General features: G+C 30.3%; 25 protein-coding genes and 1 riboswitch. Of the genes, 11 read left to right on the forward strand and 14 right to left on the reverse strand.

Annotated elements, in window-relative coordinates; all coding sequences use genetic code 11:
- Window positions 1-141 precede the first annotated feature (141 nt).
- Together G9F72_RS09535 and G9F72_RS09540 are read left to right on the forward strand one after the other, a co-directional pair.
- Window positions 142-696 (forward strand): GNAT family N-acetyltransferase, encoded by a 555-nt coding sequence (locus tag G9F72_RS09535; RefSeq protein ID WP_164956198.1) that lies wholly within the window; start codon window positions 142-144, stop codon window positions 694-696.
- A 28-nt stretch (window positions 697-724) separates the two neighbouring features.
- Window positions 725-1576, forward strand: coding sequence for a DMT family transporter (locus G9F72_RS09540; protein WP_164956199.1), 852 nt, complete (start codon window positions 725-727; stop codon window positions 1574-1576).
- 50 nt (window positions 1577-1626) lie between these two features.
- On the opposite strand, the gene G9F72_RS09545 is transcribed toward G9F72_RS09540, so the two are convergent.
- From G9F72_RS09545 to ribD, 6 genes are all read right to left on the reverse strand, one after another.
- Window positions 1627-3036 carry an ATP-binding protein gene (locus tag G9F72_RS09545; protein WP_164956200.1) on the reverse strand — a complete coding sequence of 470 codons (1410 nt, stop codon included), beginning with the start codon at window positions 3034-3036 and terminating at the stop codon, window positions 1627-1629.
- Window positions 3037-3058: 22 nt separating this feature from the next.
- Window positions 3059-3754 (reverse strand): response regulator transcription factor, encoded by a 696-nt coding sequence (locus G9F72_RS09550; RefSeq protein ID WP_164956201.1) that lies wholly within the window; start codon window positions 3752-3754, stop codon window positions 3059-3061.
- Window positions 3755-3866: 112 nt separating this feature from the next.
- Window positions 3867-4109: an SHOCT domain-containing protein gene (locus G9F72_RS09555; protein ID WP_164956202.1), complete on the reverse strand. Its 243-nt coding sequence runs from the start codon at window positions 4107-4109 to the stop codon at window positions 3867-3869.
- 95 nt (window positions 4110-4204) lie between these two features.
- Complete coding sequence (locus tag G9F72_RS09560) at window positions 4205-4891, reverse strand: DUF1287 domain-containing protein (protein ID WP_164956203.1); 687 nt, start codon at window positions 4889-4891, stop codon at window positions 4205-4207.
- Window positions 4892-5226: 335 nt separating this feature from the next.
- Entirely contained in the window at window positions 5227-6405 is a 1179-nt protein-coding gene (gene ribA / locus G9F72_RS09565) for a GTP cyclohydrolase II (protein ID WP_164956204.1), read from the reverse strand.
- Between the two features lie 18 nt (window positions 6406-6423).
- Window positions 6424-7479, reverse strand: coding sequence for a bifunctional diaminohydroxyphosphoribosylaminopyrimidine deaminase/5-amino-6-(5-phosphoribosylamino)uracil reductase RibD (ribD, locus tag G9F72_RS09570; protein WP_164956205.1), 1056 nt, complete (start codon window positions 7477-7479; stop codon window positions 6424-6426).
- Between the two features lie 256 nt (window positions 7480-7735).
- Here ribD and G9F72_RS09575 point away from each other — a divergent pair, with 256 nt between their 5' ends.
- Complete coding sequence (locus G9F72_RS09575; RefSeq protein WP_164956206.1) at window positions 7736-8434, forward strand: LiaF transmembrane domain-containing protein; 699 nt, start codon at window positions 7736-7738, stop codon at window positions 8432-8434.
- A gap of 336 nt (window positions 8435-8770) precedes the next feature.
- On the opposite strand, the gene G9F72_RS09580 is transcribed toward G9F72_RS09575, so the two are convergent.
- The 4 genes from G9F72_RS09580 to G9F72_RS09595 all read right to left on the reverse strand — a co-directional run bounded on the left by G9F72_RS09580 (window position 8771) and on the right by G9F72_RS09595 (window position 11982).
- On the reverse strand, window positions 8771-9373 hold the full coding sequence (locus G9F72_RS09580; RefSeq protein ID WP_164956207.1) for a hypothetical protein: 603 nt from the start codon (window positions 9371-9373) through the stop codon (window positions 8771-8773).
- A 99-nt stretch (window positions 9374-9472) separates the two neighbouring features.
- Complete coding sequence (locus tag G9F72_RS09585) at window positions 9473-11041, reverse strand: hypothetical protein (RefSeq protein WP_164956208.1); 1569 nt, start codon at window positions 11039-11041, stop codon at window positions 9473-9475.
- The gene (locus G9F72_RS09590; RefSeq protein WP_164956209.1) at window positions 11028-11435 is read right to left on the reverse strand and encodes a hypothetical protein; all 408 of its coding nucleotides are present in this window, start codon (window positions 11433-11435) and stop codon (window positions 11028-11030) included. The genes G9F72_RS09585 and G9F72_RS09590 overlap by 14 nt, the downstream gene beginning before the upstream one ends.
- A complete protein-coding gene (locus G9F72_RS09595; RefSeq protein ID WP_164956210.1) occupies window positions 11422-11982 on the reverse strand; it encodes an RNA polymerase sigma factor in 561 nt (186 codons plus the stop codon). The genes G9F72_RS09590 and G9F72_RS09595 overlap by 14 nt, the downstream gene beginning before the upstream one ends.
- A gap of 472 nt (window positions 11983-12454) precedes the next feature.
- On the opposite strand from G9F72_RS09595, the gene G9F72_RS09600 reads away from it, so the two are divergent.
- Together G9F72_RS09600 and G9F72_RS09605 are read left to right on the forward strand one after the other, a co-directional pair.
- On the forward strand, window positions 12455-13846 hold the full coding sequence (locus tag G9F72_RS09600) for an amino acid permease (protein ID WP_164956211.1): 1392 nt from the start codon (window positions 12455-12457) through the stop codon (window positions 13844-13846).
- Window positions 13847-14025: 179 nt separating this feature from the next.
- Window positions 14026-14313 carry a hypothetical protein gene (locus tag G9F72_RS09605; RefSeq protein ID WP_164956212.1) on the forward strand — a complete coding sequence of 96 codons (288 nt, stop codon included), beginning with the start codon at window positions 14026-14028 and terminating at the stop codon, window positions 14311-14313.
- Window positions 14314-14366: 53 nt separating this feature from the next.
- On the opposite strand, the gene G9F72_RS09610 is transcribed toward G9F72_RS09605, so the two are convergent.
- Window positions 14367-15470 (reverse strand): AI-2E family transporter, encoded by a 1104-nt coding sequence (locus G9F72_RS09610; RefSeq protein WP_164956213.1) that lies wholly within the window; start codon window positions 15468-15470, stop codon window positions 14367-14369.
- A 544-nt stretch (window positions 15471-16014) separates the two neighbouring features.
- On the opposite strand from G9F72_RS09610, the gene G9F72_RS09615 reads away from it, so the two are divergent.
- A complete protein-coding gene (locus G9F72_RS09615; RefSeq protein WP_164956214.1) occupies window positions 16015-16620 on the forward strand; it encodes a 50S ribosomal protein L25 in 606 nt (201 codons plus the stop codon).
- Between the two features lie 315 nt (window positions 16621-16935).
- On the forward strand, window positions 16936-18375 hold the full coding sequence (locus G9F72_RS09620) for an MDR family MFS transporter (RefSeq protein ID WP_164956215.1): 1440 nt from the start codon (window positions 16936-16938) through the stop codon (window positions 18373-18375).
- An 83-nt stretch (window positions 18376-18458) separates the two neighbouring features.
- Here G9F72_RS09620 and G9F72_RS09625 read toward each other — a convergent pair whose 3' ends face one another.
- Window positions 18459-18746, reverse strand: coding sequence for a hypothetical protein (locus G9F72_RS09625; protein WP_164956216.1), 288 nt, complete (start codon window positions 18744-18746; stop codon window positions 18459-18461).
- Between the two features lie 874 nt (window positions 18747-19620).
- Between G9F72_RS09625 and G9F72_RS09630 the strand changes: the two genes are divergently transcribed.
- The gene (locus G9F72_RS09630) at window positions 19621-20682 is read left to right on the forward strand and encodes a GerMN domain-containing protein (RefSeq protein WP_164956217.1); all 1062 of its coding nucleotides are present in this window, start codon (window positions 19621-19623) and stop codon (window positions 20680-20682) included.
- Window positions 20683-20869: 187 nt separating this feature from the next.
- Here the strand turns inward: G9F72_RS09630 and G9F72_RS09635 are convergent, their stop codons facing one another.
- Window positions 20870-21100, reverse strand: coding sequence for a hypothetical protein (locus G9F72_RS09635; RefSeq protein ID WP_164956218.1), 231 nt, complete (start codon window positions 21098-21100; stop codon window positions 20870-20872).
- Between the two features lie 216 nt (window positions 21101-21316).
- Here G9F72_RS09635 and pduL point away from each other — a divergent pair, with 216 nt between their 5' ends.
- Window positions 21317-21892 (forward strand): phosphate propanoyltransferase, encoded by a 576-nt coding sequence (gene pduL / locus G9F72_RS09640; protein WP_164956219.1) that lies wholly within the window; start codon window positions 21317-21319, stop codon window positions 21890-21892.
- A 294-nt stretch (window positions 21893-22186) separates the two neighbouring features.
- Window positions 22187-22753, forward strand: coding sequence for a class I SAM-dependent methyltransferase (locus tag G9F72_RS09645; RefSeq protein WP_164956220.1), 567 nt, complete (start codon window positions 22187-22189; stop codon window positions 22751-22753).
- A gap of 44 nt (window positions 22754-22797) precedes the next feature.
- Here G9F72_RS09645 and G9F72_RS09650 read toward each other — a convergent pair whose 3' ends face one another.
- The gene (locus G9F72_RS09650) at window positions 22798-23196 is read right to left on the reverse strand and encodes a hypothetical protein (RefSeq protein WP_224676052.1); all 399 of its coding nucleotides are present in this window, start codon (window positions 23194-23196) and stop codon (window positions 22798-22800) included.
- A 268-nt stretch (window positions 23197-23464) separates the two neighbouring features.
- Window positions 23465-23576: riboswitch (TPP riboswitch) on the forward strand.
- Between the two features lie 151 nt (window positions 23577-23727).
- Between G9F72_RS09650 and thiW the strand changes: the two genes are divergently transcribed.
- Window positions 23728-24222: an energy coupling factor transporter S component ThiW gene (gene thiW, locus G9F72_RS09655; RefSeq protein ID WP_164956221.1), complete on the forward strand. Its 495-nt coding sequence runs from the start codon at window positions 23728-23730 to the stop codon at window positions 24220-24222.
- The last annotated feature ends 16 nt before the right edge of the window (window positions 24223-24238 follow it).

Genomic DNA, 24238 nt, shown 5'->3' on the forward strand with positions numbered 1-24238 from the left:
CTAGCATAAAGCTAGTCTATTTTTTCGATAATATTGAAACTTCGAAGAAGATGAACAGCTTAGCAGAGGATGATTTAACCATATTTCAGCACCCTAGTTGATGATTTAATATGGAATTAAAGCTAGAGAGAAGGTTATTTTATGAAAAATCTTTTGGTTGGGGAAAAAATAGTGCTTACTTCTATAAATGAAGAAGATGTTTTGGAATTTCAAAAGTGGTACAACGATGTATCCTTCATGCGTCATTACGATATAGTAAGTGCGATTCCTAAAACAATAGAAGATGTAAAACAGTTAGTTAGTGAAGTACATAAATCTAATACAGCCTATATTTTTGCTGTGAAAGATCTTCTGAAAAAAGAGTTTATTGGAGTTACAGGATTTGAAGACATATCTTGGAACAATGGAACTGCCTTAATATATATAGGAATCGGAGGGGAAAAACATAGAGGATGCGGCTATGGAGAGGAAGCTCTTAAATTAAGTATAGAGTTTGGGTTTCAAGAACTGAATTTCCACAGAATACAGCTTACTGTACTTGAATACAATGAACCTGCTATAAAGCTATATGAGAAAGTAGGCTTTAAAAGAGAAGGGGTATATAGGGAGTTTATTCATAGAGATGGCAGAAGGTATGATATGTATTTATATGGAATACTGAGATCTGAGTGGGAAAATACCCAAAAAGAAAAATAAACATAAAATGCCAGGAGGGGGCAATCATGTGAATATAAAAAATAAAAACTTAGCACAAATACACTTAGCTGTTTTTTTGTTTGGAATAGCAGGATTATTTGGAAAATTACTCTCACTGTCACCTATGATAATTGTACTAGGAAGAGTTTTCTTTTCAAGTGTTTTTTTATTGATTGTTATGATTTTCCTTAAGAAAGACATAAAACTAAAAGTAAAAAAAGATTATCTTTACTTAGCAATAATGGGACTTATTTTAGCCATTCACTGGAGTACCTTTTTTAAGTCCATTCAGGTGTCAACAGTAGCAATTGGCCTTCTGATATTTTCTACATTTCCTGTTTTTGTTACTTTTCTCGAACCTTATTTTTTTAAAGAAAAAATTGTGATGAGAGATATTGTAATTGCAGTTGTTACACTACTAGGAGTAGCACTTGTAGTTCCGAAGTTTCAACTAGGAGATAATTTAACACAGGGAGTTCTGTGGGGAGTACTTTCTAGTTTCACATATGCAATTCTTTCAATGCTTAATAGAAAATATGTGAAAGAGTATTCAAGTGTAGTGATAGCTTTTTATGAACAATTCGTAGCAACACTAGTATTAATTCCTTTTTTATTTTTAATAAAACCTATTTTCAAACCTACAGATATATTATTACTAATTTTATTAGGTATTGTTTTTACTGCAATATCTCACTCATTATTTATTAATGGTTTAAAAAGTGTAAAAACACAAACGGCAGGCATTATTTCTAGTTTGGAACCAGTCTATGGTATTATTTTTGCTCTGATTATCATTGGAGAGGTACCAACTGCAAGAGAAATTTTAGGTGGTGTCATTATTTTAGGAACTGCTTTTTATTCAACAGTAAAATCACAATAATTCTACATATTATTGTGATTGAAAAATGTTTATACATAATATTATATATCTTACTCTATTGAAGATAATAATGATTTTGGAAATTCAATAGTAAAAGTTGTTCCTGCTCCAAGTTGACTTTCTACAAAAATTTTTCCGTTATGTGCTTCAACAAGAGATTTTGTAATAGTAAGACCTATACCTGATCCACCAGAATTTTTATTTCGAGAGAGATCGCTTCTATAGAATCTTTCAAATATATAGGGTAAGTCTTTTTCAGCAATTCCTAGGCCATTATCTTTTACTTTTATAACAATGTGTTTTTCAGTTTGTACTAATGTGATTTGTACCTCCCCACCTATATTTAAGTAGTTATAAGAGTTGTAAAGAAGGTTATACATAATTTGTTTAAGCTTATCTTTATCCATTGCAACAATAATATTACCTGTAAGGTTAGAAGCAAGTGTGAAACCACTTTTGCTATATAATAGTTCGAAGTTATTCATAATTCCATTTAACTCATTGGATAAATTAAATTTTGTTTTATTTAAATTAAGATTAGCTTGCTCTAATTTTGCAAGATTTCGTAGATTATCTACTAGTTTTGTAAGCCTATCAATTTCCTCTGAAAAAACTTCTATTCTCTCTTTGGTGGGTTCCCATACCCCATCAAGAATGGCTTCAACGTGTGTTTTAAGTGTTGTAAGTGGAGTTCTTATTTCATGAGCCATATCAGAAGTAAATCTCTTTCTAATCATTTCTTGCTGGCTTAACGTCTCTGCTAAATAGTTAATTGAATTTGAAAGCTCGTGGATTTCCTTTGTTTTTGTCTTTATAGAACACCTAATATCTAGGTGACCATCTCTCATTTGATTAGCAGTAGAAGTGATTTTTATTAGTGGGTTTGATATCTGTTTTGAGAGAATAATGCTTATGACTAGCCCAATAAGTAATGTTATAAAAGCTGATAACATAAATGATTGATTTAACGTCATGGTAAAGGCTAATGCAGCGTTAGTTAAGTAGGAGGTACTGAAGTATCCGGCTACTAAATAACCAACAGTATTGCCATTTTTAAGTAGGGGGTGATTTGCTTCTAAATATTCTCCAAGGTTATTATTAGAGCCTTTGTGCATCATGGAACCCATCATTGAATCACTCTTGCTTCTGTTTTGCAAATGGGCGCTACCAGAGGAAAAAATTAAATTACCCTTCATATCTTTAATTTCTATAAATAGTTCTTGTGATACTGCATATCTTTGAATTTCATCCTTATTTAAATTAGAATATCCATTACTACCTGTATATAAATCTTCTACAAGTTTTACTATACTTTCAATCTTTGACTTATGTTCGTCTAGCAGATATCTATTAAACTCTTTATCGATCCTGTAATTGGAGATAAGACTTGTTATAAGAATAGAGGTAATAATAGCTAAGAGAAAGCCTAAAGAAAGTTTTTTTGTTAAGGAAATTTTCATTTGTTACCTCCTAAAATTATAATTATCCTATAAATTTATACCCAAGTCCATAAATTGTAATAATATATGTGGGTTCCTTTGGAACGTCCTCAATTTTTTGTCTGATGTTTTTTATATATGAATCAACAGTTCTATCAAATCCATCGTAATCCATGCCGAAAGCTTTTTCTACTAACTGTTCCCTAGAGAATACCTGGCCAGGATTAGTAAGCAAGGCTACTAATACTTTGAATTCATTGGTGGTGAGATTTACAGTTTGACCATGTTTTTTTACAAGGATTTTTTTAACATCTATTTCTAAATCGTTGTTATTGAAGGTTAAATAATCAGCTAAGGGGGAAGAGTCTCTATAAGTTCTTCTTATAAGTGCCCGTACTCTAACTACTAGTTCACGAGTGCTGAAGGGCTTTGTTAAGTAGTCATCTGCACCCATAGTTATACCATCAATTCTATCATCCTCATCAACTTTTGCGGTTAACATGATTATTGGAACATCCGAAGTTGCTCTTATTTTACTACAGACTTCTTCTCCGGATATTTTAGGAAGCATTAAATCTAAAATTATTAGATGGATAACTTCATTGTTAAATATATTTAACGCAGACTCACCATCTAGTGCAGTAACTACTTGAAAACCATCCTTCTCTAAATAAGCCTTTACTACATCAAGAATTCTTTTTTCATCATCTACAACTAATATTCTTTTGATGTCATTCATAGTAGCACCCCCAATTTTAATAAATAACAATACTATTATATCTTTAAAATAAGCTTTATAAAATAAGTATATAGAATTACCAACTTTTAACAAGAAAAACTAGAGAAAATCTCTAGTTTTTCTTGTTAAGTACAGTTTTTCTATTAATATACTCTTCTTCGCTAACTTCTCCCATAGCAAATTTTTCATCTAACATTTTTAATGCACTATGAGGGTGGTTAACGTATTTTTTATATAGCTTAATACCTATAAATACTAAAGCAGCGAATATTAATAATTTTATACCCATCATTAGAAACAAACCACTTCCACCAGAAAAACAAGAAGCACCAGGACCATAACCTCTACCAAACATAATATTTCCTCCCTTTAATTAATAATTACACTATTAATATATTTATATAATAGCAATTAATTGTGGAGGAATTATGGAGAAAAATAAATCTTTAGTTAATTAAATTTCCATCTGTAATGAGCATGTATTGGAGCTGTAAAGTATGAAAGTTTCATTGTACTAGCATGGGGCTTTGTATTATGAATAACATAGGGGATACCATTTTTATCTCTTATATTAGAAATGATACCAACGTGTTCGTACCCCTTTGTAAATACCACAATATCACCAGGTTGCCACTCTTTTAAATTTTCATCATTTCTAGATTTAACTTCAGTGGTTAAACTTAGGCAGTATCTGCTAAAAAACACATCTTGGTTTGGTACTCTTCTAAAATCAATATTAGGATCAGGCTTTCCAGCTACTCTAGGATAAAGTTTAGTATTGTTTTTTATATCCTCATCAATAAGATCTTTTAAGTTAATGTCAGCATATTTAAAGCCTCTCCAAATCACGTCGGTACATACACCTTCATTTTCAGGTGGGTATCCGCCATTATAATAATTACTAATATATTTTGTTTTACTCTGAGCTTCATTATTAGCACCATTAACTATATCTAATACATCTGCTATTCTATTTTTGTTGTTATCCACTTTTGAAAAAATTTCAGATACTTGAAATTTGGGTTTAAAAATGTTGAAAATATATTCATTAACAAGTTGCTTATATGGAATAAATACATATATGGAAGTTAGGATTAAAAATATAATTATTAAAATAAAAAGAGATTTTTTTTTCATAGGATCACCTTTCCTAAATTTAATGTGAAATATTAAATTTTATATAATCAAAAATGATTTTGTATTTTTAACTATGTAAGTTATATACAATTATTATAACATAACAAGGTTAAATAACCAGTAATTATGAAATTTAGGAAACTTAGCTAAAAGTTTTTAAAAATAAAAAAAATAGCAACAAAGATTGCAAGATAAACCTCCAATCTTTGTTGCTAAAATATACTGCACAATTTCTATAGATAAATTGGACATTTAATAAAGTGAAAAATATAAGTAGATTTGCACAAACAAGTCTACTTATATTTCATAGCAGTAATTACCTCCCATTTTTCAACTTAATATAAATGGCCCATTTTTTCTTTCTTAGTATTAAAGTACTTTTGATTATACAGATTTGTTTCCATAATCAATGGAACTCTTTCTACAACCTCTATGCCATGACCTCTAAGTCCAATAAGTTTTTTAGGATTGTTGGTCATGAGCCTTAATTTTCTTACGTTAAGTTCACTTAATATTTGAGCTCCAATACCATAATCTCTCATGTCTGCTGGAAATCCTAATGCAATATTAGCTTCTTCAGTATCCATTCCTTCCTCTTGAAGCTTATAGGCTTTAATTTTGTTAATTAAACCTATTCCTCTGCCTTCCTGTCTTAGGTAAAGTAATATTCCTTTGCCTTCTTTTTCTATAGCTGCAAGGGCTGAAGCCAATTGCTCTCCACAATCACACTTTAATGAGTGGAAGGCATCGCCTGTTAAACATTCTGAATGAACCCTAACTAAAACTTCATCCGTTTCACTTATTTCTCCCTTTACCAAAGCCACATGATGCTCTCCATTTAATTTATTTACAAAACCAACCATATTGAAGAAACCATATGCTGTTGGAAGTTTTGCATCTGCAGCTCTCACAACATAGCATTCGCTTCCTCGTCTATAAGCGATTAAGTCCTCAATAGAAATAATTTTTAAGTCCTGTAATTTTGCAAGCTCTATTAACTCTGGTAATTTTGCCATTGATCCATCTTCATTTAATATGTCACATATAATTCCTGAAGGGTCGAGTCCTGATAAGATAGGAAGATCCACTGCTACTTCTACTTTACTAGCTCTTTTTAAGGTTCCACCTTTAACAGATTTCACAATAAACATATGTCCAGGAGTCCTAAAATTACTCTTAGATTCCCCACGTTCTAGTAATTTATTTATAGTTAAGGCTCTTTCCTCAGCAGAAATCCCATTTTTTGTCTCCACGTAGTCTACGGATAAATCGAAAAGTGACTTACTATCATTACCAACCATTTGAGGTATATCAAGTGCTTCAACTCTTTCCTGCGTTAATGCAATTGATATAAGCCCTTTACCATATTTCATCATGAAATTAATGGATTCCTTACTGGTCATTTCAGCCGCCATAACAAGCGCACCATCATTTTCTAACCCACCATCGTCAACTACAATAACCATTTTTCCGTTTTTTATATCTTCTAGTGCTGCTTCAATCTTTGCAAACATAATTTTGCCTCCTTATTTTTAAACGTAACCTTTAAAAATCACGTCACTACCAACTATTTCATGAGTGACTCTTTTTAGAATAATAGCATCTCTCATTCTTTCAATACCTATTCCTCCAACTGGAGACACCGCATTTTTTCCACCGATGATTTTTGGAGCTATAGTAGCATAAACCACATTTACCACTCCGCTTTCAAAAGCGCTGGCAAAAACTCCACTTCCACCTTCTATATATAGTGAATCGATTCCTCTATCACCTAGTGCTTTCACAATGTCTTTGAAATCTATTTTTTTTAATGTTTCTTTCAGTTTTAAAACCTCAACTCCCTTTTTAAGTAATTGTTCCTCTTTTTCTAGTGAAATATTATTAGAAACAATTACTATAGTTTTAGTATCTTTATTTACCTTTAATACCTTAGCATCCATTGATATATCGCCATATGTAGAAAGGATTACGCGTAGGGGGTTTGATATCTCCACACCTTCAAGTCTAGTAGTAAGCATGGGGTCATCTAATCTTACAGTATTCTCTCCCACCATAATAGCCGCAACTCTTTGTCTCAAATGATGAACAAACTTCAAACTGTCCTCTCCGCTAACCCACCTAGAGTCACCAGTTTTACTAGCTAATTTTCCATCTAAAGTCATGGACCAACTAGTAAAAACAAAAGGTGTACCACTAGGTAAGTAATGCGTTGAAATTTCGTTTAATTCTTCACATTCACACTTTAAAATATTAATTTCAACTTCTATGCCTGCAGCTCTCAACAATTCTACATTTCGTCCTTTGTCCACAGGATGTAACATTCCAATATAAACTTTTTTAATACCACTTGTAATTATGGAATTGGCATCTGGCTCAAGGTTTATATATATTTCTGCTCCATGAAGCTCCTGCGAAATATTATTAAAAGCATCTACTTCAGCAGATGAACTATTATATGCCTTGTGATATCCACTTCCTATTATTTTCCCACCTTTTATAACTACAGCCCCTACTAGTGGATCTGGATTTACAAATCCTATACCTTTTTTTGCTAGCTCAATAGCTTTATTCATATATGATGACTGCATATAATGCCTCCGATTTTTTGAAAATTATAAAATGCTAAACTAATATACTAATTATAACCATTTTCAACCTAACTTCAAACAATAATTTAAAAAAATTCAAAATAGAACAAAGTAAATGCTAAAGCAATTAATTTTATAATAGTACAGAAAACCATATAATGGTATAATGGGATGCATATAATAAAAATATATAAGACTTAAAGTGCATATCAGCTAATAGGTTATGTTCTTATAAGGTAAATTGGAGGGGATTATTTTGAAGAGTAAATTTTATTTGGGAATCATCATTATACTATTTGGTATTGGAGCATTATTTCAACAGCTAGGACTATTTGATTTAGGTGACATAATATCGATGTGGTGGCCACTTATACTAATAGGTGCTGGAATAAGTCAGTTGAGTAAAGGACCTGTTTCGAAGACTTCAGGTATTACATTAGTAGTGATTGGCGCATTGTTTCAATTGCGTGAACTTAATATTATTACAGTTAGTCTAGTGAGATTTTTTTGGCCTGCTATAATTATAGCTATTGGTGTATCAATGCTGGTGCCTAAAACAATAAAAAAAGAAAATAATGAATTTAGTAAAAGTGAAATTAATGAAGATGTGGTGGATAACTTAGCACTTTTTTCAGGTGTGAAAACAAGAAATATTTCTAAAAACTTTAGGGGTGGGAGCCTTGTTGCTCTTTTTGGCGGCATTGATTTGGATCTTCGAGATGCTTATATTTTAAATGAAGGAGCAAGACTTGATGTTACAGCTGCTTTTGGCGGAGTGAACATAATAGTTCCTCCAGAATGGAAGGTTGTAGTTAAGGGTATTCCTATATTTGGAGGATGGTCCAATAAAACTAGAGGCAAAAATTATGTTAATCCAGAGGCACCAGTTTTGACTTTGCAATGCTTTGTAGCTTTTGGAGGGGTGGATATAAAAAATTTAGACAGGAATAATTAAGTATCAAATTTCAGCCACGTGCCTTGCAGTAAGAGCTAAAAACAAGAAATTCCATTAAGAAATTCTAATCTTTTGCAAATATAAAATTCTCTGGCGTTCACATTCGCCGTCCTGGCTCAGGTTCGCTAGCCACCTCTGGGTGGTTCTCTGGGGGACATAACAATTATTAATTGTTATGCGTCCTGGCAGGCTCACGAGAATTTTATATTTGCAAAAGAAGAATTACTAAATGGAATTTAATAGTTTCTTCGCTTCTTACTGCAAGTCACTCGGTCGAAAATTTACACTAAGAGTGACTTTCACTAAAGGTAACTGTGACTTGGGAAAAATAGTATTTTATTCATTCAAGTTGTAGTCCTTTGCTATTTCAGTCATCATTTTATTTAATGTTGTATCTTTGATTTTAGAATTGTTATCTTTATATTTTTGCTTGTAATCTTTCTCTCTACACAATACACTTCCTAAAATTTCTCTAAAGGCTTTGTAATCTTCGGAAGTCTTATCTACACTTTTAATTTCTTTAAGAGCTTCAATAAAATTACTCTTGTTGCCATTGTACAGAAAACCACTTATATTCTGAGATAATTTTAATGCGTCCTCAAAATCTTCAAGATAAAGTTCTAATAGTGGATAATCATATAAATAATCAAGTCCCATTGTTCTAGCCTTATTGAAACACTCTTTAGCACTATTAAAGTCTTTAAGCCTTAAATATATATCAGCTAAATCTGAATATTGTTCTTTTTTAAGTTCTTCTTTAGGTAGAGCTAAAATCTGTTGTAAGGCCCACTCATAATCTTTGGTAGTATTAAAATCGCGGTATATACCGTTTAATAGATATTTCACTCCTTCAATATTTCCTGTTAATTTATAAGATCTATTTGCCAGGTCCATTGCTTTATAGATGTCTTTCCCTATATATTCTCCTCTATTTTTCATATCATATCGTACTCCTATTTTGTACATTCTAGTTAGTACGTCAATTGTATGAATATCATTAGGGTTATTTGCTAAATAATTTTCGTAGCTTTTTAATGCTTATTCAGGCTTTTTCTGAATTAAAAGTTTATCTCCCTCTAGTAGTTCTACCTTTGGACTGGATATTATATTCAAGTTATCATATTTTTCTTGGATAGCTGATGAGGTAGAGATAATGTTATTTTTTATGTCGTAAGCAGTAACACTAAATGGTACTTTAAAACCTGGTAAAAATACACCTAAATAAGCTTGGATATTTACTAATCCATCTTCATCTATACTAAATGACCTAGATTGGTTATTTATACCATCAATATAGAGTGTATAATTAGTATCAGTTATTTTTTCATTAACTGGAGCAGTACCACTGCTTCCCACTAAATTTATTGGATCGTCCATAGTTGTTATATTCACATAATAATATGCAGCTCCTTCAACCTTTTCCCACTTAATATTTACCTTATTAGCTTGAGGCTCAACTATTCCTTTTGGCTCTATATTCATAGGTGATACGAAGTTGAAATTTAATTCTTTATTTTCATTTTCGGAAAGTTCTATAATTCTATTTATACCAATGTTATCCTGATAAACTGTTCTGCTTTTAGCTAATAATATTAAAGGAATATCTAATTCAATGTTATATTCTCCCTTAGGTAAATTAGAAATAGAGTAATTACCTTCACTATCCGTCCATAAGGGGTATCCCTTTTCACCACTGCTAAAAGTATTTAATCCAATAAATTTACTGTCTCTCAAATAAATCTGAGTATATGCTAAGGGATTACCGTTTATCATAACTTCGCCATGAATATCGCTTTTGCCTTTGTATATATCCTTCATTCTATTAAGACTATATAATTGGCTCTGGCTATCAAATCTTTTGCTATCTAGATTATAAACAGTAAAATCTTCATAATTTTTTGCTTTGTTAAGGGGACTATTTATAATATTTTCCATTTCATTATTCTGTTTTTCGTAACTCTCAGTAGCCTTTTCAAAATTCATTTGGGAAGAATAAATATCTCCAAGCATAGTATAAACATCACCTATATAATACTCATCCTTTTGATTTATAAGTTTTTGTCCCAGAGCAATTGCTTCAATTTGCTTCCTTTCAACCATTAAATAGAACATATTATACTTTTGTGCTATAAAATTCATTTCCTTATTGGTAGATTTTAATCCGTTTTCTATGAGGTTTTTGCTTTTATCATGTTCTCCTAAGGCAATATGAATATCTATAAGTCTTTTATAAGATTTGATATAAGCTTCGTTATCAGGATAATTTCTATAAATCTCTTCATAATATTCAAGCGCATTATTAACTATTTCAGAAGTAAGTATTTTACCGCTAGAGCCACTTCCAAACTGTGTTAACTCATACATGCCTAAAACATCATAATGTGGGGCAATCTGATTCGCAATTTTAAACATTGCATCTGCTTTTTTATTAGAAAATGGAATCATACTTATATAACGCTTATATAAAACCTTTGAAGCTTCCATATCCACAGTTTCTAATTTTTTTGCTTTGGCATATATGGCTTTAGGAACAACATATGCAGAAGATGCAATTATGATTAAAGAAGTTAATAGTAAGTATTTCACTTTTATCTTAATTTTCATCATTATCGATCACCTCGCTAATATCCTTTGGTAAAATCACACTACTTCCACTGATATTTAAAACTCGAATATTAGTATATCCTTGGAGTTTTTTATCCATTTTCATGCTTTCTGTTACTATAAATGTTGATAAGGTGGAACTAATAAATATAACAAAGCAGACTGTACAAATATATGAGACTGGAATTTCTATTGTTCTATTTAGAAACTCAGAAAATTTCTCATACAAGTTTTTTGGCTTATTAATTGTACACTCCATTATGCTTTTCTTAAGATTATGAGACATTTCTACAGTAATCAACTCCCCTTTAAGCTCATTTTGCAATGTATAATCTATAGCATTTTTCTCAAATATATCTCTATATATTTCCTCATCTTTATTATTAAATTTCCTCATAAGATAAATCCTCCTTTATTAATATATCCTTCAATATTTTTCTTCCTCTTATTAATCTACTTTTGACTGTATTCTCATTTTCATTTAGAACTTCACAAAGTTCTTTTATTGACAACTCTTGATAATAATATAAGGTTATAATTTCTCTATAAAGTGGCTTCATGAGAAAGATACAATCCTTAATTTTATTAACTTTAACACTCAAAAGAACCTCATTTTCGATATTACTGTCTGCCTCTATCTCATCATAATCGTCAAAATAGGTGTATTTATTATTTTTCTTAAGGATATCTCTACATTTGTTAATTGCTATTTTATTTATCCAGGTAAATAAAGAACTCTTCTCCTTAAACTTGCTACCATGTCTATAAACTAAAATAAATACTTCTTGCGTAACATCTTCTGCTAAATTTATATCTTTTAATATTAAATAACATACTCTTAAAATCTTATATCCATATATATTAAGCAAAGCTTCAAAAGCTGAAGCTTCTTTATTTTTAAGTCCTAGTATTAAAGCTTTCTCATCAATATATTTAATCTCCAATCTCATCCTCCTTTTTATTGCATTTACAATTATATAGACAGTTATTTAAAGTAAAAAGTTGCAAAAATTTCATAAAGATCAAAATTTATTTTTAGAGATCTTAAATAATCCTAGCAATGTAATAAATCCGTAGCAGAGTGGCTATAAAAAATAATGGATTTACCTCGGTATTCTAATTTGCAAAAACTGAATAGTTAAAACTTTCAGACAAATGCATATTGAGGATAATATAATTATTAAAATATTTAGAAAATTTAAATAATTATATCGTTTTTTTCATAAAAATATGATATATTAATATATATTTATATAATTACTTGATTTAATAATTATATGACTAACATATGATGTTGAATTAAGGAATATATATAATTAGATATGATTATTAATAGGTTACAAATTTTATGGACAACCATTTATTTGTAGTACTATAGTAGTAAAATGTTTATGCATAAAAATAAGGGGGCATATTATGGGTAAAGTCAATGAAATTAACGATTCTGGAAACGTAAAGTTAAAGAGGGAGCTTGGTCTTGCTGCTGCAACTGCTATAGTTGTAGGTAACTGTATAGGTTCAGGTATTTTCACCTCTGCCGCATCACTAGCTGCTGCATCAAATCCTAAAACCGCTATGATTGCTTGGGTAATTACAGCCATTGGATCACTACTAATTGCTTTAAGTTTTGCTAGTCTTGGAACAGCTATGCCAAGAACAGGAGGGCCAATCGTATATACTAGAGCTGCCTTTGGAGATTTTGCAGGGTTCTTAATTGCATGGACTTATTGGATAGGTGCTTGGGTAGGAAACGCCGCTATTATAACTGCTTTTATGCTTTATTTCACATATTTTTTCCCTGGTGCAACAACTCCAATAATGGCGTTTTTAATTACTTCAGCTGTATTGTGGTTTTTCACCATTGTAAATATTCTTGGTGTTAAAGGAGCCGGTATGGTTAGTATTGTAACAACAGTGCTAAAAGTAAGTGCTCTAGTAGTATTTGTAGTAATTGCAGGTTCGCATTTTAATCCTGATATGCTTAGTACAGTATCTAGTGCTAAAGTTTCAGGAATGAATACCTTACCAGCAGCGATTGCAATTGCATTATGGGCTTTTGTAGGAATTGAAAGTGCAACAGTTCCCGCAGGAGAAATTAAAGATCCAGAAAAAAACATTAGAAAAAGCACAATATATGGTACTTTAATTGCAGCAGCTGTATATTTAATTGTTTCAATAGTTGCTATGGGTGTTCTAAATCAAGAAACTTTAGCTGGTTCAAAAGCACCTCTTGCGGATATAATTAACGCAGCAACTGGTGGAACTTGGGGCGGAAACTTTATAGCAATAGGCGCTATAATATCCACACTAGGAGCTACTTCAGGATGGGTGTTAACCACTGCTAGAAGCGCATTTGGTGCTTCTCAGGATAAATTATTCCCAGAAGTATTTGGAAGAGTACATCCTAAATATAAGACTCCAGTGGCCTCACTTGTAATAAGTGGTGTTGCAGCTAATATACTTCTTATATTAAATTATGTAGGTTCATTGAATGCAGCATTTAATTTTATGTTATTACTTGCTACATTAGCATTCTTGCCGGCTTATGCTTTTTGCGCAGCAGCAGATATAGTTCTTTTAAAGAAACATTCATTAGACTTTAATATTTGGAATTTCTTGAAGAATTCTTTTGTAGCATTGCTTGCTTTTGCATATGCTATATATGCGATTTATGGAACTGGATCAGAGGTTGTAATGTATGGGTTTATACTTATGTTAGTAGGTATTCCAGTGTACTTATACATGATGCTTGAAAATAATAAGAAAGACAAAAAAGTTGATGCTTTAAGAAAAGATATACAGGCTTAGATGTTAGAAAAGTGCTCAGTTGTAAATAGTAATTAAAGAGGAACGCCCTTGTAACTTATAAAGTTACAAGGGCGTTTTTATAATGATTTAACAACACTGGTTCCTAAGAGGTATAAACTTTGGTGTGAGTTCAACTTTTGTGGTATACTTTAATAAGGCTAGAATTGGGAGGCAAAATAATGGGAAATATACTTATGTATTCAAAAAAGCAATTGGATAAAACACTAAAAAATTTCGCAAAGAAACAAAACTTAGGGTCAAATGACACAGCGGAGTGGATAAGACTCATAAATGATTTTATATATGAATTTGGTTTAAAGTCCGAAGTTAATGAAGAAGATACACTTTCAATAACTACGAGTAAAGAAGAGCAAGTTGTAATTGAAAAAATGATGTATGTATTAGAAGGTACAAAAACTTCACTTACTTATATTTTTGATGGCAATATTACTTATATAGAAGAGTAAGCAAAAAAGTACGAAATATCTATTTCGTACTTTTTTTTGCTTTAAACATATTTTTATAGAATTTGCTTGTTTTCAGTTCTTTTATTCATAAAATCTTCTAATAAAATATTTATTAAAGCTATAGTTGGAACTCCAAGTATCATTCCTGTAATTCCGAAAAGTCCTCCTCCGAGAACAATTCCTAGTATTATAAGTAGTGGACTAAGCCCTACCTTATCACCAATGATTTTGGGGGATATAAACCATCCATCGATATTACTTAAGGTTACAATAAAGAGTACTAACTCTAAAGATTTTATTGGACTAAAGAATATTGTTATTGTAACAGCAGGTATCATTCCTATAATGTTTCCAAAATAAGGGATCATATTTGTTACTGCTATTACTAAACTAAAAGGCAATGCATAAGGTATCTTTAATATCATAAATCCTATAAAAGTAATAGCACCAAAAATAATAGAATCAATTATCTTTCCAATAAAATATTTTTTAAAAGTAATATTAGCTATTTTTCCGAAATTAACTACTTTAGCAGCATGGATTTCATTTAAAAAAGAATAAATGAATTTTTTAATATTATAAATAATGGATTCTTTATCAAGTAAATAGTAAACTGAAATTACGATTCCAGACATTAACTTCATAAAGAAAGAACTTAACCCCATTAAATTATCAATTAGAAGTTGTAAACCTGGGGCGAAGTATGTTGATATATCTTTATTAAAAGTAGTAAGGTAATTTTTCAAGTAAGGTGTAAGATTGAATTTGTTTAAAAATTTATTTTCAGCTAGAAAATTAGTAGACCCTTTAATTGATTTATCTGCTAATTGAGGAATATTATTAAATAAATCAACCACACTTTTAACAACATTAGGAGCAACTAGGAATATTATTAATAATATTATTCCTATAAATATTGTATAAATTATGATGATACTATAAATTCTTTTCATTTTAGTCTCTTTTTCAATGTATACCATAAGTGGATTAAGCAAATAAGCTATAAAGAAACCCCAAATAAAATAACTAAGTAATGAAATGATTTTTTGAAATATTGCACCTATATTTTCAATGTTACTTATTATCCTAAAAAGAAGAAAAGTTATTATAATTATAGGGATAAGCTGTATATAGGGTATTTTTTTATATCGAATCAATACAATTCCTCCAATCAATATCTATAAATATAAGTATAGCAGTTTGTAAAAAATAATTGAAGAGTTTTATTAACAAAGAGTAAAATTTTTAATTCATTAATGTTATTTTTATTAATATATTTCTTTTTATACTAGAAAAATGATATATTTAGTGAATTATCGTATAAATACTTTAGATGGAGCTAGGAAAAAAGCTAAATACTATGGATTTAGGGAGCATTCTATGCTTGGGAAAGTCAAGAAAATGGTGAGGATGCCTGTAGTGATTTTAACGTAATTGTAAGAGGAGAAAAATATTTCATAGAAATTACACATAAAAACCATAGGATTATGAAAGTATAATATATATGCATATTTTCTTAACGCCTTGCTATCTTTTAGGTGGCACACAGGATTGTATTATAAATAAGTTTTTTTTATTTGGTTATAAAAACAAAATAATATAATATAAAAATTATTATCGGTAACATATGTATGCAAAAGAATAAGCAAAAGGCTATATAAGCCAAAGAATGGCTTTTTAAGCCAAGAGGAGTGTATTATTATGGAAAAAGTTATTTTAGATGCATTTGAAAGAATTCCAGGAAATAAGAAATTTAAAGAAGGCGGTTTTATTGCAGGTGTAATTTATGGTGATAACATCAAGGAAGCAATTTCTGTAAAGTTTGAATTATTACCCCTAAAAAAGATTCTTGCACAACATGGTTCTAATGCGAAAGTATGGGTTAAATGCGGAGAGGACAAGAAATTTGGATTCGTAAAAGCAATCCAAAGACATCCTGTATCAGCAACAATTAACCACGTAGATATACAAGTTGTTTCTTTAGATCATGAAATAAAATTACAATTACCTATATCATTCAAAGGTGAAGCTAATATTATAGATAATCTACTTCAGTTACAGATCCATAAATCTGAAATAGATGTTTTTGGAAACATGGCTTTAATGCCAGATGTAGTAACTATTGATATAGCAGGAAAAAAACTTGGAGATACAATTACAATAGCTGATTTTGATTTAGATAAGAAAATTAAAATCACTGACGAGGAAGATCAAATTTACGCAGCTATAATAGCAAGAAAAGAACAAGTTGAAGAGGATGAAGTTACTAAAGAAGAACTTATTGTTGAACCTGTAGTTGAGGCTTAATTAGATTATTTTATCTAATATATACAATATATAGATTCTAAGAGTGTTGATGGAAACTGTGTTTTCATCAACACTCTTATTTTTTGCTACTATATGATAAATTAATTAGTGAAAAGCTAGTTTTGATACCTTATAACTATGGAGCAGCAAGAAGCCGCAATTAAAAATGCATCAGAAACCGTAGAAGAATTAAAAGTATGATTTTTAATTTACTGTGCAAATTTTATGGATTAATGATAAAATGATATTTGTCGTTTATTTTTTGTTTCATTAAATATAGGGCTAATCATTAAATTAAGGGATGTGACACAAAGGATGGAATCGAAAAAAAAGAGTATAGTCATTGCATTAATGGTGTCAATGTTTCTCGCCGCTGTAGAGGGAACAGTAATAACTACTGCCATACCAACTATAGTTAAAGAATTAAATGGGTTTGAGCTTATAAGCTGGGTTTTTGCTGCTTACCTATTGACATCAGCTATTTCAACACCCATATATGGGAAATTATCTGATTTATATGGAAGAAAAAACATTCTTTCAATTGGAATAATAATTTTTTTACTGGGAAGTTGCCTTTGCGGGATATCACAAAGCATGTACCAGCTTATAGCATTTCGTGCAGTTCAAGGAGTGGGGGCGGGAGCAATATTTACGGTTACGTACACTATAGTTGGTGACATTTTTACTGTTGAAGAAAAACCAAAGGTTCAAGGTTGGTTAAGTACAGTATGGGGAATAGCGAGTTTAACAGGACCTTTTTTAGGGGGATTTTTAATAGAAAATCTTTCGTGGAATTGGATTTTCTTTATAAATTTACCCTTTGGAATAATATCTATAGTACTTTTACAAAAGAACCTAATTGAAACTTTTGAAAGGAAGAAACATAAGATAGATTATTTAGGTACTTTATTATTATCTCTTGCAATTATAACCTTTTTACTGGGAAGTTTATCTGGTAAAAAGAATAATATCATAATAGCCTTAGCAGTTACAATGGCAATATTGATCCTATTTTATCATGTGGAGAAAAGAGCTGAGGAACCCATTATACCCTTTGAAATTTTCACGAAAACTAGCACTATTGTAAATTCCATAAGCTTTTTAGCCTCAGGGATTTTAATAGGAGTGGAGGTTTACTTGCCTATTTATATGCAAAATGTTTTAGGCTTTGGGGCTACAGCTTCAGGAGTTTCTATGGCACCAATGTCTATTTCATGGCTCTTATCTTCATTTATTTTGTCTAAAGCTATTCCTAAATATGGTGAAAGAATAGTCATTGGTATATCTACACTAATTTTACTTGTTAGTTGTGGGTTTTTAACTACTTTAACTATTAAATCTCCAATAATATCAGTTATAGTTTATGGTTTTATAATGGGATTTGGTTTTGGAGGAGCTTTTACTACATTAACAATAATGGTGCAAGAATCTGTAGGATATAGCAAAAGAGGTGCAGCCACAGCAGTAAATGCACTAGTTCGTACCTTAGGTCAAACTATAGGAGTAAGTATTTTCGGTATTATATTAAATGTAAATATAGTTAAATATTTTAATAACTTGGGAATTAAGGGTATACAACCAAATAATTTATACTCCCAGACAGCTTTAAACAGTGGAGTAAGTTTGCAGCAAATAAAATTATCTTTAAATTCAGGGCTTCATGTGGTATTTATAGCATTTATCATAATTGCTATAGTTTCACTGATACTTTCTTTTAGATTTGATGCAAATTCAAAAGATAGTATTTTAGAATAAAAGGATTATTCCTCTATATGGGGGAGTCCATTTTGTTATTTAACTTTTATAAAAAAATAAGGCAGGATAATCCTGCCTTAAAATTATTTTTTAGTATTACTTTTATTTACGTCTGAACGTGTATTTAATTGTTTTCTTTCTTCTAAATCATCATAATTAGTGCTGTTGGTCATATTAGACATATCATCATTTGAAATACCAGTATAAAAATCATTACCAGTTGATTGAATGTTTAATCTACCGGTTTCTTTTGGAGTAGCATCACTAGTGCTGCTATTCAAACCTTCATTTGAGTAAGTTTTTGAACCTTTATTGTCATTTGACCGTGTGGTTGCTTTTTTAGTTTGTTCTAAATTATTGTTATTGGTCATAAGTATTCTCCCTTCGAATATATAAGTTATACTGAATTTATATCCAGTACATTTTATAGTTTATCCATTCTGTTATAGAATATAGATGGAAATATGAGCAATTTTAAATTTCTATAATTAGGATGTAACATATGAATGAAACATGAAATCCTAATAATTGTCAGAATAATTCACCAATTATTCATAATGTTAATTAGTAATAACTATTGACAAAGATCACTAAGGGAAGTATACTAAAGTTACACAAAGAAGAAAGCTTTCAATTCAGAGTGTAAGGTTAAATATTAACAAACAAGAAAAAATCTTAAAAAAAGAAAGGGTGTGGCCCAAAAATTAATAATATTAAAAAACCATTTATTATAATTGAAAGTGGGGTGGTTACACCAAAAAAGATAAGTTAAATTAGTTTGTATAAAAAAATTAGTTAAACTGCTGAATCAGCTTAAACAAGCAACTTAATCATAGGTAGTGGAAAAAATGTCGATTAGGCCTATAAAAGATAATTGATCCATTGCTAAATATTAATAAAAAATAATTTAAAGTTACCCGTACCGATTAAACCTTAAGAGTTTAATATCAACAATATTAGAATCATTATTATTTATGAGCGGGAAATTAGTTAGGAGAGTATTATTGAAAGAAGAATTTATTAGGAAATAGAAGCTAAACCCATCGGGATTGATATATGGGGAATTAGCTTCTATTTTTTTGTGCGTTCATAAGCTTATGTAACTTCATTTTTCTTGAGAATTTTCGAATAATTTAGCTTTAACCTGAACTATTTGATCAATAATTCGTATATAAAGGTGATATTGGAATATAAGATAAAAAGATGTATAATAATATTAATAAAAGACTTAGAGGAGGGAAAAAAATGAAAAAGCTTCTGTTAATTACTAGTTTAATTTTTTCGCTTGTATTTCTAAGTAGTTGTTCAGATAAGAAGGTTGTTGTGCCTGATAAAGTGAAGACAGTTCCAATTGTGACGAAGTTACCATCCACTATTAAGGATTATTTTTCCTATGGTGAAAACTCGGAATATATATATGAGGGTAAAGGAAATGAATATGCCTCTTACAATGTTTTTGTAGACTATTTAACTGAAAACCGTGTTCAACTAAGAACTGATAATGGGGGTACGGAAGTAGTTAAGGTGCTAGAAAATAAAGATGGAAAGTTAACTATGCTTCTATCTAGAGCTGAAAGTTATTATAGAGAGAATTTAACCCAAAGTCCTAGTAATAAGGAAGAAATTTTGTTAAAAGAACCACTAATAAAAGGAACCACTTGGACCCTCTCTGACAATAGAAAAAGATATATCTCAAATGTGGATGTTTACGTAACCACACCTTTGGGTAAATATAAAACAATTGAGGTTACTACAGAGAATAAAGAAGGTAAGAACTTAGACTATTATGCACCAAATGTTGGTTTAGTTAAAACAGCATTTGTTATAAAAGATGGTGATGAGATTACATCTTCATTAAGCAAAATAGAAAAAGACAAGGCATTAACTCAAACAGTGAAATTTTATTATCCTAATGCAGTTGAAGATAAATTATATTTCGTAAATAAGCAACTTTCTTTTAAAACTAATGATATAACAAAAATCATTTTTGAAACTGCTTTTAAAGATTTGCCTAAAGGAGATCTCGGCAAGGTGCTTGGACCTAATGTTAAAATAAAAAGTCTTTATTTAAATAAGGATAATACGGTTTATGTGGACTTCACAAAGGAATTGGTTAGTGAAATGAATGCAGGCTCAGGCTTTGAAGGCATGATTTTACAGTGTATTACCAATACACTTGGTGCATATTACGGTGTAGATAAAGTTTATATAACCATAGAAGGCAGTCCTTACTCTTCAGGTCATATTATAATGAAAAAAGGTGAGTCTTTTACTGTAGATTATAAGAATAGTATTGAACTAAAATAAAGCAAAATATAGGGGTTTAAAAATGAATTGTGTTTTTCAAGTAGCAAGTTTATAGTTTTTGATATAAATTGGCTACTTAGTAGCCATGGATGTATTTATTGTGACTCCAGAAGTAAATGTTATGGTATAGATAATAAAATCAAAGAGATTATTTTTATAATGAGTTAATAAAAATGGCATATAGCTGTTAAGAGATCAGGTATAAAACTTGAATAGGATTGAATAAAAAATACCCACAAGAACTGTCATCAACTTTGACATTCTTGCGGGTATAAGAACCTTTTCCTTTTTTGATCTTTTGGATTCCTGTGCCTCTTCCAATTTCACTGGAATTAAATTTTCTCCTATTTAAATTCAGTTTGTTCATGTCAATTGTAAAGGACATGCCTTGAATTAATTGCTTTTTAGACTTTTTCATTTAAATCATCCTTCCATCTTGTATTTATTATATAATATGATAGATTGTATACAAAATGCAATAGTTTTTTTAAAATTCAGCATGAATATAAATGTTATGGCAGGTTAAAATAGTAATAGAAGATAATAGCAATTTAATGAAAGGAGAAGGTGTCCAAATTTAAAGTTATCCTGGCTTGTTCAGATTTATTTAGATTTAGGAAACCAGTACAACATAATGGAAAAGAATATGGTTCCAGTTGGATTATCAAACAGACACATACATTTAAGTAAGGAGCATTTAGAACTTTTATTTGGAGAGGGTTATGAATTAAAGAAGTCCAAAGACTTATCTCAGCCAGGACAATACGCTGCAGAAGAAAAGGTTGATGTTGTTGGAACAAAAGGAACCTTTAAGGGAATAAGAATACTAGGGCCAGTTAGAAAAGAAACACAAGTAGAAATTTCTTTAGCTGATGGCTTTGTTTTAGGCGTTAATCCACCTATTAGTAATTCGGGGAACTTAATAGATAGCCCAGGAGTAAAGGTTGTTGGCCCTAAGGGAGAAATTATAATAGAAAAAGGTGTTATTGCTGCTGCTAGACATATCCATATGCATACTTCTGATGCAGAGAACTTTGGAGTTGTTGACAAGGAAGTCGTTAGCGTTAAGGTTGAAGGTAAAAGAGGTTTAGTATTCGACAATGTTTTAATTAGAGTTAATAAAGAATATGCTCTTGAAATGCATGTTGATATAGAAGAAGGCAATGCAGCAGGACTTAAGAACGGACTAATGGTAGAATTATTAAAGTAAACTAAGCTCAAAGAATAAAAAGATAAGGAAAGCTAGCAGGAATTGAAATTGCTAGCTTTCCTTTTTCAACTAATAAATGTTGAAAACTTCCTAAAATAATACTTCACTAAGGCTTAGTTTTGTATGCATGATTATTCCCTTTGTTACTTATCATTGTATAGTCCTAGAATATGGTGTACAATATGTCCTGTAAATACAATATCAGATATAGTTATTGAAAAAAATGAGTTTCAAAATATATTTCCATAAATGAATAATAAGAATAAAAAATCTATTCACAAAGGAAGGGATAAAATGCATAAGTTTAATATTAAAAATATAGAAAAATTAGATAATCCAGAAAGAAGAAGGACTATGCCACCAGAAGAAACACTTTTAAAATTTAAAGTGGCGGATGACGGTACTTTATTAGATGTAGGCTGTGGGATAGGATATTTTACGGTGCCAGCTTCAAATCTTCTTAAAAATAACAAAGTTATCGGTATAGATATAGTTCCTGAAATTTTAGATTTTGCTAAGGAAAAAGCAGAGGGCATAAATAATATAGAATTTAAGAACAGTGAAGAATATACTTTCCCAGTACAAAGTGATTCAGTTAAATATGTACTTATATGCAATGTTATTCACGAAGTTGAGGATGTAGCAAGATACTTTGATGAAGTTAAAAGAGTATTAAAAGATGATGGCTACTTTTTAATAATAGACTGGGTTAAAACAAAAATGGAGGTAGGGCCTCCTATTCAGGATAGAATATCTGTAGATGAGATGGTGCAATTATGTAACAGTGCAGGATTTAAAGCAATTGAAACTATAGATGTATCACCTACTCAATATGGCTTGAGATTAGAAAAGCAAAAATAATTTTAAAAAATTAAGGCAGGAGTATCATCCTGCCTTAGTTTTTTTTATTTCATAGCACCTTTATTTGCTACTGATTGTTGATTTAATTTTTTTGTTTCTTCTAAAGTAGAATTATTAGTGCTACTAGTCATATTAGACATAGCAGCATTTGAAACACTACTAGTGCCTGAATTTGAAGCTGATTGTTGATTTAATTGTTTTGTTTCCTCTAATGGTGCACCGCTAGTGCTACTACTCATATTAGACATGTTAGTCATACCGGAGTTAGAAGCAGCACTAGTACCTGAGCTAGAAGCTGATTGGTTATTTAATTGTTTTGTTTCTGCTAAAGTAGCGGGATCACTAACGCTACTAGTCATACCAGAGTTAGAAGCACTACTATTCCCCTTATTAGTTACTGATTGGTTATTTAATTTTTTTGTTTCTTCTAAATTATTATTCATAAACATTCTCCCTTCGTATATAAAATTTACACTGTATTATTCAGTGCCTTTTATAGTTTAACCATTTAACTATAAAATATAGATGGGAAAATTAGGGTTTTATTCAATTTTTAAATTCTAATTTGAAATTATATCCGACTTATGCTCTAAGATAAAGGTAATAATTTGTGTAAGTGAACTTGTTATGTTATTATTAGTAGATGAAATAAAATCACTAGCAGTATTAGTTGTTATGTTATTTCATATGCCACAGTTTACAAAAGTGAATAACCGAGCACAGGGGAGTTGGATAAGCCAACTGAGAGCAAGAACTGTAATTCTTTGACCCTAATAACCTGAACTGGATAATGCCAGCGTAGGAAGTTGTTTAATGGTGTATTATATATGTATATATTTTTATATAGCATGGTAATTTAAACACAAATCCTAAGGATCTGTGTTTTTTTGTTTAGCATCTAATAAAACGACACTACACAGTGGATATTATCAGTTTATTCTTTTTTATTTTTATTATGAAAGGAGAAACGATAAATGAAAACTAAAAAAATAACTATATCATCAATGCTAATAGCTATAGGGGTAATAGTAGGAAATATTATTTTTATACCAGTAGGAGTATCAAAATGCTTTCCTGTGCAGCATACAATCAATGTACTAGCAGCTGTGATTTTAGGCCCTGGATATGCTGTGGCTATAGCCTTTTGTATATCATTACTTAGAAATATATTAGGAACAGGCTCTCTTTTGGCATTCCCAGGAAGCATGATTGGAGCACTTTTAGCTGGAATTTTATATAAGAAAACCAAAAATAATTTGTTGGCAGTAGCTGGAGAAATATTTGGGACAGGAATTTTAGGGGGACTATTAGCATTTCCAGTAGCTAACTTTATAATGGGTAAAAAAATTGGTGCATTGTTCTTTATAACTCCATTCTTAATAAGTACCATTGGAGGAAGTCTAATAGCATTTTTCATTCTTAGAGTTTTAGATTTAAAAAAACTAACCAATTTAAATAAAGAAGCTTAAAATAGATAAAAAGCAG

Origin of the sequence: Clostridium estertheticum, assembly GCF_011065935.2 — a bacterium.
Lineage (GTDB): Bacteria > Bacillota > Clostridia > Clostridiales > Clostridiaceae > Clostridium_AD > Clostridium_AD estertheticum_A.

Excerpts from the sequence above, each read along its gene's own strand:
- G9F72_RS09535 (WP_164956198.1), top strand. The coding sequence starts at position 142 with ATGAAAAATCTTTTGGTTGGGGAAAAAATAGTGCTTACTTCTATAAAT.
- G9F72_RS09545 (WP_164956200.1), bottom strand. The coding sequence starts at position 3,036 with ATGAAAATTTCCTTAACAAAAAAACTTTCTTTAGGCTTTCTCTTAGCT.
- G9F72_RS09550 (WP_164956201.1), bottom strand. The coding sequence starts at position 3,754 with ATGAATGACATCAAAAGAATATTAGTTGTAGATGATGAAAAAAGAATT.
- G9F72_RS09555 (WP_164956202.1), bottom strand. The coding sequence starts at position 4,109 with ATGTTTGGTAGAGGTTATGGTCCTGGTGCTTCTTGTTTTTCTGGTGGA.
- G9F72_RS09560 (WP_164956203.1), bottom strand. The coding sequence starts at position 4,891 with ATGAAAAAAAAATCTCTTTTTATTTTAATAATTATATTTTTAATCCTA.
- ribA (WP_164956204.1), bottom strand. The coding sequence starts at position 6,405 with ATGTTTGCAAAGATTGAAGCAGCACTAGAAGATATAAAAAACGGAAAA.
- ribD (WP_164956205.1), bottom strand. The coding sequence starts at position 7,479 with ATGCAGTCATCATATATGAATAAAGCTATTGAGCTAGCAAAAAAAGGT.
- G9F72_RS09580 (WP_164956207.1), bottom strand. The coding sequence starts at position 9,373 with ATGAAAAATAGAGGAGAATATATAGGGAAAGACATCTATAAAGCAATG.
- G9F72_RS09585 (WP_164956208.1), bottom strand. The coding sequence starts at position 11,041 with ATGATGAAAATTAAGATAAAAGTGAAATACTTACTATTAACTTCTTTA.
- G9F72_RS09590 (WP_164956209.1), bottom strand. The coding sequence starts at position 11,435 with ATGAGGAAATTTAATAATAAAGATGAGGAAATATATAGAGATATATTT.
- G9F72_RS09600 (WP_164956211.1), top strand. The coding sequence starts at position 12,455 with ATGGGTAAAGTCAATGAAATTAACGATTCTGGAAACGTAAAGTTAAAG.
- G9F72_RS09605 (WP_164956212.1), top strand. The coding sequence starts at position 14,026 with ATGGGAAATATACTTATGTATTCAAAAAAGCAATTGGATAAAACACTA.
- G9F72_RS09615 (WP_164956214.1), top strand. The coding sequence starts at position 16,015 with ATGGAAAAAGTTATTTTAGATGCATTTGAAAGAATTCCAGGAAATAAG.
- G9F72_RS09620 (WP_164956215.1), top strand. The coding sequence starts at position 16,936 with ATGGAATCGAAAAAAAAGAGTATAGTCATTGCATTAATGGTGTCAATG.
- G9F72_RS09625 (WP_164956216.1), bottom strand. The coding sequence starts at position 18,746 with ATGACCAATAACAATAATTTAGAACAAACTAAAAAAGCAACCACACGG.
- G9F72_RS09630 (WP_164956217.1), top strand. The coding sequence starts at position 19,621 with ATGAAAAAGCTTCTGTTAATTACTAGTTTAATTTTTTCGCTTGTATTT.
- G9F72_RS09635 (WP_164956218.1), bottom strand. The coding sequence starts at position 21,100 with ATGAAAAAGTCTAAAAAGCAATTAATTCAAGGCATGTCCTTTACAATT.
- pduL (WP_164956219.1), top strand. The coding sequence starts at position 21,317 with ATGGAAAAGAATATGGTTCCAGTTGGATTATCAAACAGACACATACAT.
- G9F72_RS09645 (WP_164956220.1), top strand. The coding sequence starts at position 22,187 with ATGCATAAGTTTAATATTAAAAATATAGAAAAATTAGATAATCCAGAA.
- G9F72_RS09650 (WP_224676052.1), bottom strand. The coding sequence starts at position 23,196 with ATGAATAATAATTTAGAAGAAACAAAAAAATTAAATAACCAATCAGTA.
- thiW (WP_164956221.1), top strand. The coding sequence starts at position 23,728 with ATGAAAACTAAAAAAATAACTATATCATCAATGCTAATAGCTATAGGG.